This is a genomic window from Pseudomonas sp. PDM19 (assembly GCF_014852215.1).
Lineage (GTDB): Bacteria > Pseudomonadota > Gammaproteobacteria > Pseudomonadales > Pseudomonadaceae > Pseudomonas.
Map to the genome: position 1 here is coordinate 555,942 of NZ_JACVBG010000004.1, position 15,783 is coordinate 571,724.

Consider the following 15,783-nt stretch of genomic DNA (forward strand, 5'->3'; position numbering starts at 1 on the left):
AATGACATCGCCGAACAGGCGCGCCGGCGGTTTCACGCTGGTGGAGCTGCTGGTCTGCCTGGCCCTGATCGGTATCCTGCTGGGTATTGCCCTGCCGGCGTACCAGGATCATATCCAACGGGTGCGCCGGGTGGACGCGCAGAAGTCGCTGGTGGAGCTGGCGCAGTCGCTGGAGCGCTTCTACACCAGCCGCGGCACCTACGTCGGCGTAACGCTGCCGTTCGACCAGTCGCCACGCGATGCAGGGAAGGCCTTCTACCGCCTGAGTTTCGCCAGTGGTCCGGAGGAGTCGGGTTATGTCCTGCAGGCCGAGCCGCTCGGGGCGATGGCGGGGGATGCCTGCGGAGTGCTGACGCTGGCCAGCAGCGGGCTCCGTGGCGCGGCCACGGAGCGCTGCTGGTAGGCGTACGTCAGGTCGGCGTGCGGTCGACCCACTTGGGCGCGGCCAGGGGCTTCCAGGCGGCCAGGGCGCTGACCAGCTCGGCGGGCGAGGCGGCACGCTGCAGCATGTCGCGGTGCGGCTGGCGCACGAAGCGCTCCTGCACCAGATGGTCGAGGAAGGTCAGCAGCGGGTCGAAGAAGCCGTTCACTTCCAGCAGTCCCAGCGGCTTGGCGTGGTAGCCCAGCTGGCCCCAGGTCCAGACCTCGAACAGCTCTTCCAGGGTACCCAGGCCGCCCGGCAGGGCGATGAAGGCGTCGCTCAGCTCGGCCATGCGGGCCTTGCGCGCGTGCATGCCGTCCACCACTTCCAGGCGGGTCAGGCCGCTGTGGCCGACTTCGGCGTCTTTCAGGCTCTGCGGGATGATGCCGATGACTTCGCCGCCAGCGGCCAGCGCGGCATTGGCGACCATGCCCATCAGGCCCACGGCGCCGCCGCCATAGACCAGCTGGATACCGTTTTCAGCGAGATGTCGGCCGAGGGCTTCGGCGGCTTCCTGGTAGATCGGGGTGGCGCCGGGGCTGGCGCCGCAGAATACGCAGATGGAACGCAAGGTCATGGAGCTGTCCTCGTTTTGCTGGCCTGGTTTTGCAGGCCGTCAGGTTACCGACTGCGAGGAAAGCGACCAAGCCGAATTCAGTCGTCCAGGCAGCCACCGGCGGTTGCGCCGAGTGCGTAGCAGGCGAGCAGGTTCTGTAGCAGCGGGCTTTGTAACAGTGCAAGACGGTGCATGGCGCGAACTCCTGTGGGGCCGGGGGATGGCGTCTATGCTAGGCGGGGTGCGCTGATCTGCCTCGTTGATCCTGCTGATCGACCTGATAGACAGTTCCAAGCTTCGCTCGTGGCCGAAGGCCATTGATGCAGATCAGGGGAACCCCGATCGCGTTCGGGCAGTCTTCCCCTTCAGGATTCTCCGCCCAACCTGCCTAGGAGGCATGTCATGTTCCGTAAACTCGCCGCTGTATCCCTGCTTGGCCTGTTCAGTGCCCCGCTGCTGGCCGCCGAATGCTCCGTGGACATCCAGGGCAACGACCAGATGCAGTTCAGCACCAACGCCATCAGCGTCGACAAGAGCTGCAAGACCTTCACCGTGAACCTGTCCCACCCGGGCAGCCTGCCGAAGAACGTGATGGGCCATAACTGGGTCCTGACCACTGCCGCCGACATGCAGGGCGTAGTGACCGACGGCATGGCCGCCGGTCTGGACAAGAACTACGTCAAGGACGGCGACACCCGCGTGATCGCCCACACCAAGATCATCGGCTCCGGCGAGAAGGATTCGGTGACCTTCGACGTCTCCAAGCTGAAGGCTGGCGATGAATACGCCTTCTTCTGCTCCTTCCCGGGCCACTCGGCCATGATGAAGGGCACCCTGGCGGTGAAGTGATCCCGCTTTCGCTCGAAAGCGTGTGATCCGAAAAGCCCGACCCATGGTCGGGCTTTTTATTTCACGCAAGCAGGGTAGGGTGTGGGCGTGGTTGAAATTGCAACGGGGGACTCATGTACCACGGTGAACGCTTCAACGCCTGGACTCACCTGATTGGCGCCGTGCTGGCGCTGGTGGGCGGCATCTGGCTGCTGGTGGCCACCAGCCTGGTGGGCGAGCCGCTGCGCATCGTCAGTGTGGCGGTATACGGCACGACGCTGACCCTGCTCTACAGCATCTCCACGCTCTACCACAGCGTTCAGGGACGGGCGAAAGTCATTCTGCGCAAGCTCGACCATCTGTCGATCTACCTGCTGATCGCCGGGAGCTACACGCCGTTCTGCCTGGTGACGCTGAAGGGGCCCTGGGGCTGGACGCTGTTCGGCATCGTCTGGTCGATGGCAGTGATCGGCATGCTGCAGGAGATCAAGCCGCGCTCCGAGGCGCGGGTGCTGTCGATCATCATCTACGCGGTGATGGGCTGGATCGTGCTGATCGCGGTGGGCCCGCTGTACCGTGCGCTGGGCGGCGCAGGTTTCGCCTGGTTGGTGGGCGGCGGGGCTTTCTACACCATCGGCATCATCTTCTTCGCCTACGACAGCCGCTTCCGCCACTGGCATGGCATCTGGCACCTGTTCGTGATCGCCGGCAGCCTGCTGCACTTCATCGCCATCTGGCGCTACGTCATTCCCCAGCACTGAACCCCTGAACTCGCTGGCGCGGGACTTCTCCCGCGCCAACGGCTGCCGTTCGCTTACGGCGCGGTGGGCAGTGCGCGCTTGTGACGGGTCTTCTCGAAGGTACGGACGATGATGTCGAAGGCCTCCTGGCCAACGTCCTGGCCGTGCAGGAAGGCATCGATCTCCTTGTAGGTCACGCCGTGAGCGTGCTCGTCCGGCTTGCCGGGGGCGAGGTCCTCGAGGTCGGCGGTCGGCACCTTCTCCACCAGATGCTCCGGCGCGCCGAGGCGGCGGGCGATGCTGCGCACCTGGTTCTTCACCAGGCCGGTGAGCGGGGCGAGGTCGCAGGCGCCGTCGCCGAACTTGGTGAAGAAGCCCATCACCGCCTCGGCGGCGTGGTCGGTGCCGACCACCAGGCCGGCGCGGGCGTTGGCGATGGTGTACTGGGCGACCATGCGGATGCGTGCCTTGGTGTTGCCCAGGGCGAAGTCGCGGGTGGCCGGTGCCAGGCCTTCCAGTGCCTGGGTCTCGGCGGCCAGCGCCTGCACGGACGGGCCGATGTTCACGGTATGGCGCTCGTCGGGGGCGATGACGTCCACCGAATCCTGGGCATCCTGCTCGTCGCCCTGCACGTTGTACGGCAGGCGCACGGCGAGGAAGCGGTAGTCCTGGTTGCCGGTCTCGGCGCGCAGGCCCTCCACGGCACGCTGGCAGAGCATGCCGGCGGTGAGCGAGTCGACGCCGCCGCTGATGCCCAGCACCAGGGTCTTCATCCCCGAACCCTGCAGGCAGTCCTGGATGAAGCGCACGCGCCGCTGGATCTCGGCCAGCAGCTCGGCGTCGGACTGGAAGGGCGGCTGCACGTTGAGTTCTCTGGCGATGGCGGCCTGTCTGTCTTTCATCTGGAGGGCTCCTGTGGAAAGCGGAAAATGGGTTACACCGGCACCTTGAACACGTGGCGCAGGTAGGCGACGAAGTTCTCGTCGCGGCATTGGGTCTTGCCCGGGGTGTCGGAAATCTTCGCCACGGGGTGGCCGTTGCAGGCCGTCATCTTGATCACGATGTTCATCGGTTCCACCCCGGGGATGTCGCAGGTCAGGTTGGTACCGATGCCGAAACTGACGTTGATCTTGCCACGCAATGCGCGGAAGAGCTGCAACGCCTTGGGCATGTCGAGGCCGTCGGAGAACACCAGGGTCTTGGTCAGCGGGTCGATTCCCAGCCGGCGGTAGTGGGCGATGGCCTTTTCGGCCCAGACCAGCGGGTCGCCCGAGTCGTGGCGCAGGCCATCGAAGAGCTTGGCGAAGTACAGGTCGAAGTCGCCCAGGAAAGCGTCCATGGTAATGCAGTCGGTCAGCGCGATGCCCAGCTGGCCGCGGTATTCACGCACCCAGCAGTCCAGCGCGGCGATCTGGCTGTCGATCAGCCGCGGACCGAGCTGCTGGTGCGCCATCAGCCATTCGTGGGCCATGGTGCCGATCGGCTTGACGTCGAATTCGCGGGCCAGGTGCACGTTGCTGGTACCGACGAAGCGGCCGGGGAAGTCGCGCTTGAGGATGTGCACGACTTCTTCCTGGGTGCGGTAGGAGAAGCGCCGGCGGGTACCGAAGTCGGCCACCTGGAATTCCTTCAGCTCCTCCGCGCTGGCGTTGCCGGCGAGCCAGTCGAGCTTGCGATAGAGCTGCTCACCGACCTGCTCCAGCACCACCTCGCGGTAGCGATAGCGGTTGCGCACTTCGCTGACGATGGCCAGCAGCGGCACCTCGAAGAGGATTACGTGCAGCCACGGCCCGCGCAGGCGGATGGCCAGTTGGCCGTCCTCGATGCTGGTGTGCACATAGCGCAGGTTGAAGCGGAACAGGCTGAGGAAGCGGATGAAGTCCGGCTTGATGAACGGGATGCGTTCGAGGAAGGCCAACTGGTCCGGCGTGGCTTCCAGTTCGGCCAGGCGCTCGATCTGGTAGCGGATTTCCGCGAGGTATGGGCGCAGGTCCTCGGCGTTGCGGCAGCGGAACTCCCACTCCACCTCGGCGTTGGGGTAGTTGTGCAGCACCGCCTGCATCATCGTCAGCTTGTAGAAGTCGGTGTCCAGCAGGTTCTGCACGATGCTGTCGGCAAACACGCTCTCGGCCATGATCAATTCTCCCTGATGCCCCAGAGGGCCTCGTCCAGTTCGTTCTCGTTGGCGCAGAGGATGACCCCGGCGCTGCGCATTTCATTGCAGGCGGCCTTCGCGGTGTCCTCCGCGATGGCGCGGCAGGCCGGCAGGTACAGCAGCACCTGGAAGCCGGCGCGGCGCAGTTGCAGTGCGGTGGTCTTCACGCAGTAGTCCAGCGCCAGGCCGCCCACCAGCACGTGGCTGACCGCGTTCTGCCGCAGGTATTCGATCACCCCGGTGCTGCGTCGCTCCGCCAGGTCGTGGTAGCACGCACCGTAGGGGTGCAGGTCCGGCTCCACGCCCTTCCAGATGAAGAAGTCGTAGTCCATCGGCCTGGGCAACTCGTCCAGCAGCTCGAAGCCCGGCGTGCCCGGCACGCAGTGGCTGACCCAGGTGAGGTCGGCGTTGGGCAGGGCGAGCGGTTGCAGCATCTGTGCCGGCTCGCTCACCACCCAGGGCGCTTGCGGGCTGTGGGCGTCCTTGCTGCCCAGGCGCAGGCTGGCGCGCTCGGCCATCAGGTTGAGGGCGCCGCCGATGGTGTCACCGCCGGGCACCGGCAGCTCGTTGGGGCAGAGCGGGGTGAAGCTCTTCTGGGCGTCTACATCGAAGCTGGCGATCAGGTTCATGGAAGCCTCCGCTTGACCGTTGGTGGTCTGTCGTGGCTACATAATTCACGACGTGAAATAAGTCGTCAAGCAGAAAGATGAAAAATGCCCAGAGGTGGAAGATGATTTCTGTACATGGTGAAATAAGTCGCAGGGCTTCTTCCGGTGAGGAAGCATGGGAGGAGCATCGATGAGTACCGCTGAAGTGCTGGCCACCGTGGATATCGTGGCGTTGCGCCTGCACGCCGAGCGCGGGCTGGAACTGCTGCTGATCCGCCGCGCCAAGGCGCCGTTCGAAGGCCAGTGGGCGCTGCCCGGCGTGCTGATCAACGGCCGCTGCGCCGACCATGGCCTGGATGATGCCGCCCTGCGCGCACTGCGTGAAAAGGCGCGGGTGAAGCCGGCGTACATGGAGCAGGTGGCGACCGTGGGCAATGCGGTGCGTGACCCGCGCGGCTGGTCGCTGAGCGTGTTCTACCTCGTGCTGGTGGCGCCAGACATCGAGCTGGCCGCCGACGACCTGGACTTCGTGCCGCTGGAGTCCGTACGCAACGAGCGTTTCCCCTTGCCCTTCGACCACACCCAGCTCGTGCAGCAGGCCTGCGAGCGGCTGGCGGGCAAGTCGGTGTACAGCGCGCTGCCGCTGTACCTGCTGCCGGAGCGCTTCACCGTGGCCGAGGCGCTGAAGGCCTTCGAGTGGTCCATCGGCGAGGAAGTCCAGCATTCCAGCCTGCGCGGCCGACTGGAGCGGATGAAGGCGGCGGGCTGGGTGGAAGACACCGGCGAGCGGCACCAGCCGCCGATGGGCCGGCCACAACACGTGCTGCGTTTTACGCCGCAGGGGGATGGGGCGTTTGTGTTTGATCGGAGTCTACTGGTCTGAACGCCCGGCGCTAGCCCTCCATCCGCTCCCCGATCCACTCGACAAACGCCCTGACCTTGGGCACCGCCGCCGCATGCTCGGGGTACGCCAGGTAATAGCCGCTGCGGCTCTGCAGGCCGTGCTGCCAGGCGATCACCAGCTTGCCTTCGCTCAGCTCCTCTTCCACCAGGAAGCGCGGCAGCAGCGCCACGCCGCAGCCGGCTTGCGCTGCGCGGATGCACATGTAGAAGGTGTCGAAACGCGGCCCGTGGTAGCTGTGCTCGCTGTGCTGGCCGAGGCTGAGGAACCACTCGTGCCAGGCTTCCTGGCGCGTGGCGTTCTGCAGCAGGACCAGGTCCGCCAGCTGGGTCGGGTCGCTCAGCGGCTGCGCCGGCAGGATCGCCGGTGAGCACACCGGCACCATCTCCTCGCCGAACAGCGCCACGCACTCCGCGCCGGGCAGGGTGGCGGCGCCGAAGAAGAACGCGATATCGCAGCGTGATTGCAGCAGGTCGCCGGGTTCCAGTTCCTGGCGCAGGTCCAGGTGGATGTTCGGGTGGCGATGGCGCCAGCCGTTCAGCCGCGGGATCAGCCAGCGCGCGCCGAAGGTCGGCGGCGTCGCCACGCGCAGCACCTCGGTTTCGCCGCCGTAGGACAGCAGGTAGTGGGTGGACATCTCCACCTGCGTGAGGATCTTGCGTACCTCCACCAGGTACAGATCGCCCGCCGGGGTCAGTTGCAGGCGGCGGCGCACACGGCGGAACAGCAGGTGCTGGAGCATTTCCTCCAGCTGCGCCACCTGCTTGCTGACCGCGCTCTGGGTCAGGTTCAGCTCTTCGGAGGCACGGGTAAAACTCAGGTGCCGCGCCACCGCTTCGAAGCATTGCAGGGCGGTCATGGACGGCAGGTGGCGTTTGCTCAGCATGGCGGGCAGTTCATGAATTTACGGAATGATGTGCATAGGAAACGTCGTTTGTTGTGCCTCGGCAAGCCGTTTATTACTGCTGGCATTCCGTCAGGTCATCTGAAAAGAACTGGAGTCCGAATGATTTCCGCACTGCTCGAATCCCTCGGCGTCGATGCCCGCCTGGTCACCGGTGGCGATCAGGTCATCCACTCTCCCATCGACGGCAGCCGCCTGGGCGCGGTGCGCCTGGAAAGCGCCGCCGAGGTGGAGCAGAAGATCGGCCGCGCCGCCCACGCCTTCGACGCCTGGCGCAAGGTGCCGGCGCCGCGCCGTGGCGAACTGGTGCGACTGTTCGGCGAGGAGCTTCGTGCGAGCAAGGCGGCTCTCGGCGAGCTGGTGTCCTGGGAGGCCGGCAAGATCACCCAGGAAGGCCTGGGCGAAGTGCAGGAGATGATCGACATCTGCGACTTCGCCGTCGGCCTGTCGCGCCAGCTCTACGGCCTGACCATCGCCTCCGAGCGCCCCGGCCACCACATGCGCGAGACCTGGCATCCACTGGGCGTGGTCGGGGTGATCAGCGCCTTCAATTTCCCGGTCGCCGTGTGGTCGTGGAACACCGCGCTGGCGCTGGTCTGCGGTAACTCGGTGGTGTGGAAGCCATCGGAGAAGACCCCGCTCACCGCGCTGGCCTGCCAGGCGCTGTTCGAGCGCGCACTGAGCAAGTTCGGTGACGCCCCGGCGTACCTGAGTCAGGTGGTGATCGGTGATCGCAGCGCCGGCGAAGCGCTGGTGGACGACGTGCGCGTCGCCCTGGTCAGCGCCACGGGCAGCACCCGTATGGGCCGCGAAGTCGGCCCGCGCGTGGCGGCCCGTTTCGGCCGCAGCATCCTCGAGCTGGGTGGCAACAACGCGATGGTCCTGGCGCCCAGCGCCGACCTCGACATGGCCGTGCGCGCCGTGCTGTTCAGCGCCGTCGGCACCGCCGGGCAGCGCTGCACCACCCTGCGCCGGTTGATTGCACACGAGTCGGTGAAGGACGAGTTCGTCAGCCGCCTGAAGACCGCCTACGCCAAGGTGCGCATCGGCCATCCGCTGGAAGGCAACCTGGTCGGCCCGCTGATCGACGAGCGCAGTTTCCTCGCCATGCAGGGCGCGCTGGAGCAGGCGCGTGGTGAGGGCGGCGTGGTGTTCGGCGGCGAGCGCCAGCTGGCCGAGAAATTCCCCGAGGCCTACTACGTGTCGCCGGCCATCGTCGAGATGCTCGAGCAGAGCGATGTAGTGCGCAGCGAGACTTTCGCGCCGATCCTCTACGTGGTGCCCTACCAGGACTTCAACGATGCGGTGGCGCTGAACAACGGCGTGCCCCAGGGCCTGTCGTCGTGCATCTTCACCACGGACCTGCGCGAGGCGGAAGCCTTCATCTCGGCGGTGGGCAGCGACTGCGGCATCGCCAACGTCAACATCGGCCCCAGCGGCGCGGAGATCGGCGGCGCCTTCGGTGGCGAGAAGGAAACCGGCGGCGGCCGCGAGTCCGGCTCCGACGCCTGGAAGGGCTACATGCGCAGGCAGACCAACACCGTGAACTACTCGCGGGAACTGCCGCTGGCCCAGGGCATAGTCTTCGACTGAGGCCGAGTTTCCGCGCGCTCAACGTAGGGCGAATAACCGCTTGCGGTTATCCGCCGGCTTTCAGCGCCGGTGTGCGGCGGATAACGCGCTCCGCGTTATGCGCCCTACGAAAAACACGCAGTACAGAGTCATTCACAAAGGTTCGCGTAGAAGGATCGCTGGATGTCGCTTCGCCAAGAGTGTCTGTGGGAACACCTGACTCCCGACCGCCCGGAAGCCCCGGAGCTGCGCGGGGATCGCAAGGTCGACGTGTGTGTCATCGGCGCGGGCTTCACCGGCCTGTCCGCCGCGCTGCATCTGCTGGAGCGCGGCCAGAAGGTCTGCGTGCTGGAAGCCCACACCACCGGGCATGGTGGCTCGGGGCGCAACGTCGGGCTGGTCAACGCCGGCCTGTGGATTCCCCCGGACGAGATCGAAGCCGGCATGGGCGCGGAGATCGGGCAGCGGGTCAACCGCATGCTCGGCGACGCGCCCTCGCTGGTGTTCTCGCTGATCGACAAGTACGCCATCGATTGCCAGGCGCGCCGCGAAGGCACGCTGCACATGGCGCACAACGCCCGTGGCCTGGCGGACCTGCGCAGCCGCTGCGAACAATGGGGCCGCCGCGGGGCGCCGGTGGAACTGCTCACCGGCGCCGACTGCGAACAGGCTTGCGGCACCGACAAGATTGCTGGCGCGCTGCTCGACCGCCGCGCCGGCACGCTCAATCCCATGGGCTACGTCAGCGGCCTGGCCCGCGCGGTGGTCGGCCTGGGTGGCGAGCTGTACCACCATTCCCCGGTGGTTGGCCTGGTGCGCGTGGGCAGTGCGTGGAACGTGATCACAGCCGGCGGCGTGGTCACCGCCGACAAGGTGGTGATCGCCTCCAGCGCCTACACCGAAGGCGAGTGGACGCAGCTGCGCCGCACGTTCTTCCCCGGTTACTACTACCAGGTTGCCTCGCGCCCGCTCGAGGGCGCGGAAGCGGCGCGCATCCTGCCGGGCGGGCAGGGCTCCTGGGATACCCGCCAGGTACTCAGCAGCATCCGCCGTGACGCCGACGGGCGCCTGCTGCTCGGCAGCCTCGGCAAGGGTACCGGCAAGCCGGCATGGTTCCTGAAAAGCTGGGCCGACCGCATCCAGCAGCACTACTTCCCCAGGCTGGGCAAGGTGGACTGGGAGTTCACCTGGACCGGTTGCATCGACTTCACCCCCGATCACCTCATGCGCCTGTTCGAGCCGGCGCCGGGGCTGGTCGCCATGAGCGGCTACAACGGCCGTGGCGTTACCACCGGCACGGTGGTGGGCAAGGCCTTCGCCGACTTCCTACTGGACGGTGACGCCAGCGCCTTGCCGATGCCGCTCAGGCCCATGGAGGAAATCTCCGCGGTGGGCCTGCGCAGCTGTCTGTACGAAGCCGGCTTCTCCCTCTACCACGCCGGGCAATGCCTGCGGGTGGTGATCTGACGCTGCTCAAGGCGGGGCGAGGGCCGCCCCGGTTTGACCCGCCAACGCTCGCTGCACTTTGGTCTAGCCTCTTATGGTGCGTTACCCCGACGGGTCTGCACCGCGGATGTGCAGTTCGGTGACAGCGATGGTTACGGTTGGGGTTGCGCCTGTGGTGGCTGGAAAAAGCCAGCTCACGGGAAGTCGGGTTGCGCCCTTTTGCCTGCCGGGTTGCACCTTATGCTTTCAATGGGTTGCACGTGTCTAGCGCTTGATGTCTGCCAGCTCGGGCTGTTTTCGCTGTAGGACTTGGTTAATAACAAAAACGAATGGCACGCCGCTTGCTGTTGATTGATCGCTAAGTCGCTGAATAGCTACACGAGAAATCGCCAACAAGAAATACAACGCGCCATTACAAAAACCCTCAGGAGCAAAACTCCATGTCGCAGAAGATTTTCAGAAAAGGCTTTCTGGCTCTGGCGGTAACCACCGCACTGGGCGTGTCTTCCGTAGTACAGGCCGATGTCGTTATCGGGGTCGCGGGTCCGCATACCGGGGCGAACGCCTCGTTCGGTGAACAGTACTGGCGCGGCGCCAATATGGCCGCCGACGCAATCAACGCCGCCGGTGGCGTCAACGGGGAAAAGATCAAGCTGGTGAAGGCCGACGACGCCTGTGAGCCGAAGCAGGCCGTGGCCGTTGCCAACCGTCTGGTTGACCAGGACAAGGCCGTGGGTGTCGTCGGCCACTTCTGTTCCTCCAACACCATTCCCGCCTCCGAGGTCTATGACGAGGCCGGTCTCATCACCATCACCCCCGGCTCGACCAACCCGAAAGTCACCGAGCGTGGCCTTGCCGGCATGTTCCGCATGTGCGGACGCGACGATCAGCAGGGCGTGGTCGCAGGCAACTACATCGTTAACGTGCTGAAGGCCAAGAAGGTCGCGGTTATCCACGACAAGGACACCTACGGCCAGGGCCTGGCGGACGCGACCAAGGCGCAACTTAACAAGCTGGGCGTCACCGAAGTGCTCTACGAGGGCCTGACCCGCGGTGAGAAGGACTTCAATGCCCTGGTCACCAAGATCCGTTCCTCGGGCGCGGAAGTGGTGTTCTTCGGCGGCCTGCACCCGGAGGCCGGTCCGCTGGTCCGGCAGATGCGCGAGCAGGGCCTGACCACCGTGTTCTTCTCCGACGACGGCATCGTCACCGACGAACTGGTCACCACCGCCGGCGGCCCGCAGTACACCAAGGGTGTGCTGATGACCTTCGGCGCCGACCCGCGCCTGATTCCCGAAGGCAAGGCCGTGGTGGACAAGTTCCGCGCCAGCGGCTTCGAGCCCGAAGGCTACACCCTGTACGCCTACGCCTCGGTTCAGGCACTGGCCGCCGCCTTCAACGGCGCTGGCAAGAACGATCCCCAGGCGGCCAGCAAGTGGCTGCACACCCACCCGGTCGACACCGTCATGGGCAAGAAGGAGTGGGATGAGAAGGGCGACCTGAAGGTCTCCGACTATGTCGTCTACCAGTGGGACGACAAGGGCAAGTACCACCAGTTGGAGAAACAGAAGTAAGGGGCCGGCTCCTGTCGAGGCTCCCGAGCTTCACCGGCCAGGCCCGCCTGGCCGGTGACGCGGTGCCCCGCGCAGCGATTGCGCACCCCGTGCGATCTGCCGGCGCCGCCACGAGCGGTGCCGGTATCCCCGCAGGTCGGCGCTTGCCCGGCGACGGTCACGAGCCGTTCAGCCCGCTTGCCGCCAGCCTTCCCTGCCCTGTCTGTGTGAGTACCCAATCGTGGACGGTATTTTCCTCCAGCAAATGATCAACGGGCTGACCCTGGGGTCGGTCTACGGCCTGATCGCCATCGGCTACACGATGGTCTACGGCATCATCGGCATGATCAACTTCGCCCATGGCGAGGTGTACATGATCTCCGCCTACCTCTCCGCCGTCGGCCTGGCACTGCTGGCCTTCTTCGGCTTGCAGTCCTTCCCGCTGCTGATCCTCGGCACGCTGGTCTTCACCATCTTCGTCACCGGCGTCTATGGCTGGGTGATCGAGCGCATCGCCTACAAGCCGCTGCGTAACTCCACGCGCCTGGCCCCGCTGATCTCCGCCATCGGCATGTCGCTGATCCTGCAGAACTACGTGCAGCTGGCCCAGGGCCCGCGCCAGCAAGGCGTGCCGACCCTGCTCGACGGCGCCTTCAAGTTCCACATCGGCGAAGGCTTCGTGCAGCTGACCTACACCAAGGTGTTCATCCTCATCGCCGCCTTCGTCGGCATGGCGGTGCTGACCTACGTGATCCAGTACACCAAGCTCGGGCGCATGTGCCGCGCCACCCAGCAGGACCGCAAGATGGCCTCGATCCTGGGGATCAACACCGACCGGGTGATCTCCTACGTGTTCATCATCGGCGCCGCCATGGCCGCGCTGGCCGGCGTGCTGATCACCATGAACTACGGCACCTTCGACTTCTACGCGGGCTTCATCATCGGCATCAAGGCGTTCACCGCCGCCGTGCTCGGCGGCATCGGCTCGCTGCCCGGTGCGATGCTCGGCGGGCTGATCCTGGGCGTGGCCGAGGCGCAGTTCTCGGGCATGGTGAATACCGACTTCAAGGACGTGTTCGCCTTCGGCCTGCTGGTGACCATCCTGATCTTCCGGCCGCAAGGGCTCCTGGGTCGTCCCCAGGTGTCGAAGGTGTAAGCATGATGTCCGCCTCCCAGACTTCAGCCGCGCCCAAGACTGCGCGCATCGATATCAAGAAGAGCCTGGTTGACACCGTGCTCGCCGGTCTCATTGCCCTGATCGTCTTCGGCCCCATCGTCGGCATCGTGCTCGACGGCTACAGCTTCAAGCTCGAACCGGTGCGCCTCGCCTGGATGATCGGCGCGGTGATGCTCGGCCGCCTGCTGCTCAGCCTGTATCTGCAGACCCCGGCCGGCAGCCGCATCATGGACCGCTTCGAAAGCTCCGACTCGGGCATCAGCGTCCTGCCGCCGGGCTACAAGACGCGCCTGCGCTGGATAGTCCCGCTGGTGATCCTCGCCGCGGTGATCTTCCCGTTCTTCGCCAGCAAGTACCTGCTCACCGTGATCATCCTCGGGCTGATCTATGTGCTGCTGGGCCTGGGACTGAACATCGTGGTCGGCCTCGCCGGCCTGCTCGACCTCGGCTACGTGGCCTTCTACGCCATCGGCGCCTACGGCCTCGCGCTGGGTTACCAGTACCTGGGCCTGGGCTTCTGGACGGTGCTGCCGCTGGCGGCCATCGTCGCCGCGCTGGCGGGGGCGCTGCTGGGCTTCCCGGTATTGCGGATGCACGGTGACTACCTGGCCATCGTGACCCTGGGCTTCGGCGAGATCATCCGCCTGATCCTCAACAACTGGCTGTCCTTCACCGGCGGCCCGAACGGCATGCCGGTGCCGTCGCCGACCTTCTTCGGCCTCGAATTCGGTCGCCGGGCGAAGGAGGGCGGCACACCGATCCACGAGTTCCTCGGCATCGATTACAACCAGAACTTCAAGTTCCTGTTCATCTACGTGGTGCTCTTCCTGGTGGTGCTGCTGGTGCTCTACATCAAGCACCGGCTGACCCGCATGCCGGTCGGCCGCGCCTGGGAGGCGCTGCGCGAGGACGAGATCGCCTGCCGCGCCATGGGCCTGAACCACGTGCTGGTGAAGCTCTCGGCGTTCATGCTCGGCGCCTCCACCGCAGGCCTGGCCGGGGTGTTCTTCGCCAGCTACCAGGGCTTCGTCAACCCGTCGTCGTTCACCTTCTTCGAGTCCGCGCTGATCCTCGCCATCGTGGTGCTGGGCGGCATGGGCTCGACGGTGGGCGTGGTGATCGCCGCCTTCGTCCTCACCGTGGCGCCGGAACTGCTGCGCAGCTTCGCCGACTACCGCGTGCTGCTGTTCGGCATCCTCATGGTGCTGATGATGATCTGGCGTCCGCGTGGGCTGATCCGCATCAGCCGCTCGGGCTTCGCCGTCCGCAAGGGGGTGGCGCCATGAGCGGTGACAAGATCCTCAGCGTCGAGCACCTGATGATGCACTTCGGCGGCATCAAGGCGCTCAACGACGTCAACCTAGACGTGGAGCGCGGCTCCATCACCGCGCTGATCGGTCCCAACGGCGCCGGCAAGACCACGGTGTTCAACTGCCTCACCGGCTTCTACAAGGCCACCGGCGGCAACATCCTGCTCAACACCCAGGGCGGCACCACCGACGTCATCAAGGTGCTCGGCCAGCCGTTCCAGGGCGGCGATTTCGTCAACCCGGCACAGTTCGGCAACCGCCTGTACTACAAGATGTTCGGCGGCACCCACCTGGTGAACCGCGCCGGGCTGGCGCGCACCTTCCAGAACATCCGGCTGTTCCGCGAGATGTCGGTGGTGGAGAACCTGCTGGTGGCCCAGCACATGTTCGTCAACCGCAACCTCATCGCCGGCGTGCTCAACACCCCCGGCTACCGCCGCGCGGAAAGCGAGGCGCTGGACCACGCCTTCTACTGGCTGGAAGTGGTGGACCTGGTGGACTGCGCCAACCGCCTGGCCGGCGAGATGTCCTACGGGCAGCAGCGCCGCCTGGAGATCGCCCGTGCCATGTGCACCCGGCCCGAGCTGATCTGCCTCGACGAACCCGCCGCCGGCCTGAACCCGGCCGAAACCCAGGCGCTGGCGCGCATCGTGCGCTACCTTCGCGACCACCACGGCATCACCGTGCTGCTGATCGAACACGACATGGGCATGGTGATGAACATCTCCGACCACATCATCGTGCTCGACCACGGCGTGGTCATTGCCCGTGGCGCGCCGGACGAGATCCGCCACAACGAGAAAGTGATCGCCGCCTATCTCGGCGCAGACGAAGAGGAGCTGGCATGACGGCGCCGATGTTGGAATTCCGTGAGGTCGATGTGTTCTACGGGCCGATCCAGGCGCTGAAGAAAGTCTCGCTGACCGTCAACGAAGGGGAAACCGTGGCGCTGATCGGCGCCAACGGCGCGGGCAAGTCGACGCTGCTGATGTCGATCTTCGGCCAGCCGCGCGCAGCCGGTGGCGCGATCCTCTACAAGGGCCAGGACATCCGCCACAAGTCGGCGCACTACGTGGCCTCCAACGGCATCGCGCAGTCGCCGGAGGGGCGCCGGGTGTTCCCCGACATGACGGTGGAGGAGAACCTGCTGATGGGCACCATTCCCGTCGGCATGGACCACGCCCAGGAGGACATGCAGCGCATGTTCGACCTCTTCCCGCGCCTGAAGGAGCGGCGCAATCAGCGCGCCATGACCATGTCCGGCGGCGAGCAGCAGATGCTCGCCATCGCTCGCGCGCTGATGAGCCGACCCAAGCTGCTGCTGCTCGACGAACCCTCGCTGGGCCTCGCGCCCATCGTGGTCAAGCAGATCTTCCAGACCCTGCGCGAGCTGGCCAAGAGCGGGATGACGCTGTTCCTTGTGGAGCAGAACGCCAACCACGCGCTGAAGCTGTCCGACCGTGGCTACGTGATGGTCAACGGCGAGATTCGCCTGAGCGGCACCGGCGCTGAGCTGCTGGGTAACCAGGAGGTTCGCAACGCGTATCTGGGCGGGCACTGACGCGCCACCTTTCGTAGCTGTCTTTCTATGGAGGGTCGGTGCGGCCTCCTG

At 65.8% G+C, this 15,783-nt stretch carries 16 protein-coding genes; 11 read left to right on the forward strand and 5 right to left on the reverse strand.

The window, feature by feature from the left end; genetic code table 11:
- The first annotated feature begins 1 nt into the window (after window position 1).
- Entirely contained in the window at window positions 2–403 is a 402-nt protein-coding gene (locus IB273_RS31665) for a type IV pilin protein (protein WP_192225240.1), read from the forward strand.
- Window positions 404–410: 7 nt separating this feature from the next.
- Here the strand turns inward: IB273_RS31665 and IB273_RS24735 are convergent, their stop codons facing one another.
- Entirely contained in the window at window positions 411–998 is a 588-nt protein-coding gene (locus IB273_RS24735) for a TIGR00730 family Rossman fold protein (RefSeq protein WP_192225241.1), read from the reverse strand.
- Window positions 999–1,379: 381 nt separating this feature from the next.
- Here IB273_RS24735 and azu point away from each other — a divergent pair, with 381 nt between their 5' ends.
- Both azu and trhA read left to right on the forward strand, forming a co-directional pair.
- Complete coding sequence (gene azu / locus IB273_RS24740; RefSeq protein WP_081515554.1) at window positions 1,380–1,826, forward strand: azurin; 447 nt, start codon at window positions 1,380–1,382, stop codon at window positions 1,824–1,826.
- Window positions 1,827–1,939: 113 nt separating this feature from the next.
- Window positions 1,940–2,566: a PAQR family membrane homeostasis protein TrhA gene (trhA, locus tag IB273_RS24745; protein ID WP_081515555.1), complete on the forward strand. Its 627-nt coding sequence runs from the start codon at window positions 1,940–1,942 to the stop codon at window positions 2,564–2,566.
- A 53-nt stretch (window positions 2,567–2,619) separates the two neighbouring features.
- Here trhA and nadE read toward each other — a convergent pair whose 3' ends face one another.
- From nadE to IB273_RS24760, 3 genes are read right to left on the reverse strand one after another with little or no spacing between them, the layout of a single operon-like run.
- Window positions 2,620–3,447: an ammonia-dependent NAD(+) synthetase gene (gene nadE, locus IB273_RS24750; protein WP_192225242.1), complete on the reverse strand. Its 828-nt coding sequence runs from the start codon at window positions 3,445–3,447 to the stop codon at window positions 2,620–2,622.
- Window positions 3,448–3,479: 32 nt separating this feature from the next.
- Entirely contained in the window at window positions 3,480–4,679 is a 1,200-nt protein-coding gene (gene pncB / locus IB273_RS24755) for a nicotinate phosphoribosyltransferase (RefSeq protein WP_081515557.1), read from the reverse strand.
- A 2-nt stretch (window positions 4,680–4,681) separates the two neighbouring features.
- On the reverse strand, window positions 4,682–5,329 hold the full coding sequence (locus tag IB273_RS24760) for a nicotinamidase (protein WP_081515558.1): 648 nt from the start codon (window positions 5,327–5,329) through the stop codon (window positions 4,682–4,684).
- A gap of 169 nt (window positions 5,330–5,498) precedes the next feature.
- On the opposite strand from IB273_RS24760, the gene IB273_RS24765 reads away from it, so the two are divergent.
- Window positions 5,499–6,191, forward strand: coding sequence for an NrtR DNA-binding winged helix domain-containing protein (locus IB273_RS24765; RefSeq protein ID WP_192225243.1), 693 nt, complete (start codon window positions 5,499–5,501; stop codon window positions 6,189–6,191).
- A 10-nt stretch (window positions 6,192–6,201) separates the two neighbouring features.
- Here the strand turns inward: IB273_RS24765 and IB273_RS24770 are convergent, their stop codons facing one another.
- Window positions 6,202–7,095, reverse strand: coding sequence for a LysR family transcriptional regulator (locus IB273_RS24770; protein ID WP_081515560.1), 894 nt, complete (start codon window positions 7,093–7,095; stop codon window positions 6,202–6,204).
- 120 nt (window positions 7,096–7,215) lie between these two features.
- Between IB273_RS24770 and IB273_RS24775 the strand changes: the two genes are divergently transcribed.
- The 7 genes from IB273_RS24775 (at window position 7,216) to IB273_RS24805 (ending at window position 15,732) form a co-directional block, all read left to right on the forward strand.
- Window positions 7,216–8,706, forward strand: a complete 1,491-nt coding sequence (locus IB273_RS24775; protein ID WP_318652502.1) for an aldehyde dehydrogenase family protein — start codon at window positions 7,216–7,218, stop codon at window positions 8,704–8,706.
- Window positions 8,707–8,868: 162 nt separating this feature from the next.
- On the forward strand, window positions 8,869–10,152 hold the full coding sequence (locus IB273_RS24780) for an NAD(P)/FAD-dependent oxidoreductase (protein WP_192225245.1): 1,284 nt from the start codon (window positions 8,869–8,871) through the stop codon (window positions 10,150–10,152).
- A gap of 419 nt (window positions 10,153–10,571) precedes the next feature.
- Window positions 10,572–11,705, forward strand: a complete 1,134-nt coding sequence (locus IB273_RS24785; protein ID WP_081515563.1) for a branched-chain amino acid ABC transporter substrate-binding protein — start codon at window positions 10,572–10,574, stop codon at window positions 11,703–11,705.
- A 220-nt stretch (window positions 11,706–11,925) separates the two neighbouring features.
- Window positions 11,926–12,840, forward strand: a complete 915-nt coding sequence (locus IB273_RS24790; protein WP_081515564.1) for an ABC transporter permease subunit — start codon at window positions 11,926–11,928, stop codon at window positions 12,838–12,840.
- A 5-nt stretch (window positions 12,841–12,845) separates the two neighbouring features.
- Window positions 12,846–14,147, forward strand: a complete 1,302-nt coding sequence (gene livM, locus IB273_RS24795; protein ID WP_081515793.1) for a high-affinity branched-chain amino acid ABC transporter permease LivM — start codon at window positions 12,846–12,848, stop codon at window positions 14,145–14,147.
- The gene (locus IB273_RS24800; protein WP_138524199.1) at window positions 14,144–15,019 is read left to right on the forward strand and encodes an ABC transporter ATP-binding protein; all 876 of its coding nucleotides are present in this window, start codon (window positions 14,144–14,146) and stop codon (window positions 15,017–15,019) included. Before livM ends, IB273_RS24800 begins: the two co-directional genes overlap by 4 nt.
- Window positions 15,016–15,732, forward strand: a complete 717-nt coding sequence (locus IB273_RS24805; protein ID WP_192225246.1) for an ABC transporter ATP-binding protein — start codon at window positions 15,016–15,018, stop codon at window positions 15,730–15,732. The genes IB273_RS24800 and IB273_RS24805 overlap by 4 nt, the downstream gene beginning before the upstream one ends.
- The last annotated feature ends 51 nt before the right edge of the window (window positions 15,733–15,783 follow it).

What these genes read in the sequence shown, in the direction of transcription:
- IB273_RS24765 (WP_192225243.1), top strand. Translation starts at nt 5,499, where the DNA reads ATGAGTACCGCTGAAGTGCTGGCCACCGTGGATATCGTGGCGTTGCGC.
- nadE (WP_192225242.1), bottom strand. Translation starts at nt 3,447, where the DNA reads ATGAAAGACAGACAGGCCGCCATCGCCAGAGAACTCAACGTGCAGCCG.
- IB273_RS24800 (WP_138524199.1), top strand. Translation starts at nt 14,144, where the DNA reads ATGAGCGGTGACAAGATCCTCAGCGTCGAGCACCTGATGATGCACTTC.
- IB273_RS24760 (WP_081515558.1), bottom strand. Translation starts at nt 5,329, where the DNA reads ATGAACCTGATCGCCAGCTTCGATGTAGACGCCCAGAAGAGCTTCACC.
- IB273_RS24805 (WP_192225246.1), top strand. Translation starts at nt 15,016, where the DNA reads ATGACGGCGCCGATGTTGGAATTCCGTGAGGTCGATGTGTTCTACGGG.
- IB273_RS24780 (WP_192225245.1), top strand. Translation starts at nt 8,869, where the DNA reads ATGTCGCTTCGCCAAGAGTGTCTGTGGGAACACCTGACTCCCGACCGC.
- trhA (WP_081515555.1), top strand. Translation starts at nt 1,940, where the DNA reads ATGTACCACGGTGAACGCTTCAACGCCTGGACTCACCTGATTGGCGCC.
- IB273_RS24735 (WP_192225241.1), bottom strand. Translation starts at nt 998, where the DNA reads ATGACCTTGCGTTCCATCTGCGTATTCTGCGGCGCCAGCCCCGGCGCC.
- IB273_RS24770 (WP_081515560.1), bottom strand. Translation starts at nt 7,095, where the DNA reads ATGCTGAGCAAACGCCACCTGCCGTCCATGACCGCCCTGCAATGCTTC.
- IB273_RS31665 (WP_192225240.1), top strand. Translation starts at nt 2, where the DNA reads ATGACATCGCCGAACAGGCGCGCCGGCGGTTTCACGCTGGTGGAGCTG.
- pncB (WP_081515557.1), bottom strand. Translation starts at nt 4,679, where the DNA reads ATGGCCGAGAGCGTGTTTGCCGACAGCATCGTGCAGAACCTGCTGGAC.
- IB273_RS24785 (WP_081515563.1), top strand. Translation starts at nt 10,572, where the DNA reads ATGTCGCAGAAGATTTTCAGAAAAGGCTTTCTGGCTCTGGCGGTAACC.
- azu (WP_081515554.1), top strand. Translation starts at nt 1,380, where the DNA reads ATGTTCCGTAAACTCGCCGCTGTATCCCTGCTTGGCCTGTTCAGTGCC.
- IB273_RS24775 (WP_318652502.1), top strand. Translation starts at nt 7,216, where the DNA reads ATGATTTCCGCACTGCTCGAATCCCTCGGCGTCGATGCCCGCCTGGTC.
- livM (WP_081515793.1), top strand. Translation starts at nt 12,846, where the DNA reads ATGTCCGCCTCCCAGACTTCAGCCGCGCCCAAGACTGCGCGCATCGAT.